Here is a 1039-nt window from a genome sequence, read left to right on the forward strand (position 1 = left end):
TTGCTCACATTTATCAGTATCAAAAATTGATGAAATATGCTAAAATTGGGAAAATATGTCCTAATTTTGCAAGGGCGAAATAAGCCACTTTAATCAGCTTGGGGGCTGTATGTCTGATAAAAATCCACAATTTTCACGCATTTTATTAAAACTATCGGGTGAAGCGTTGGCTGGCTGTCGTGATATGGGCATTGATGCTAATATCTTGGATCAACTGAGCCTATCCATTGCACATCTTCGAGGGCTGGGTGTTCAAGTTGGTATTGTTGTTGGTGGTGGCAATTTGTACCGTGGCAGCACTCTACAAAAACAAGGGTTGGTTGGTCGTGTGACAGGTGACCAAATGGGCATGCTAGCTACCGTGATGAATGGTTTGGCGATGCGTGATGCTTTGGTACGCCGAAATATTAAAACTCGCCTAATGTCAGCGATTGCCATTGATACAGTAGTTGAGTCATATTCTAGCCGTGATGCGATACGCCACTTAAATAATGGCGAGGTGTGTATCTTTGTGGCAGGTACGGGTAATCCATTTTTTACCACAGATACCGCAGCGTGCTTGCGTGGCATCGAGATTGAAGCAGGACTAATTTTAAAAGCCACCAAAGTTGATGGTGTTTATGATAAAGACCCAACAACCGATGATGATGCGGTTAAATTTGACAGTTTGAGTTTTGATGAAGTGCTTGAAAAAAAGCTTGGTGTGATGGATTTAACAGCGATTGCGTTATGCCGAGAACATAATGTACCGCTACAAGTATTTGATATGAATAAACCAAATGCGCTATTGAATGTGGTTATGGGTGAGGCTGAAGGTACACGAGTTTATCACTAAGCTTAGCATTTATACCTTAATATTCATATAAAATTTATTTATATGAAATATGTGAGATAAAATTGAGTTAAAAATTTAGACAATTGTGATGATTAAGGAAATTTTATGATTAATGAAATTAAAACAGATGGCGAAAGCCGCATGCAAAAATCTATCGAAGCTTTGGAAGCTGCTTTTAGTAAGCTGCGTACGGGTCGAGCCCAT

General features: G+C 39.6%; 1 protein-coding gene. It reads left to right on the plus strand.

Annotation, left to right across the window (positions count from 1 at the left end; translation table 11 throughout):
• Positions 1-109 precede the first annotated feature (109 nt).
• Positions 110-835: a UMP kinase gene (gene pyrH / locus G3N97_RS38980; protein ID WP_205998023.1), complete on the plus strand. Its 726-nt coding sequence runs from the start codon at positions 110-112 to the stop codon at positions 833-835.
• Positions 836-1039 lie beyond the last annotated feature (204 nt).

Origin of the sequence: Paraburkholderia sp. Ac-20347, assembly GCF_017104805.1 — a bacterium.
Classification (GTDB): Bacteria; Pseudomonadota; Gammaproteobacteria; order Burkholderiales; family Burkholderiaceae; genus Paraburkholderia; species Paraburkholderia tropica.

What these genes read in the sequence shown, in the direction of transcription:
- pyrH (WP_205998023.1), top strand. Translation starts at nt 110, where the DNA reads ATGTCTGATAAAAATCCACAATTTTCACGCATTTTATTAAAACTATCG.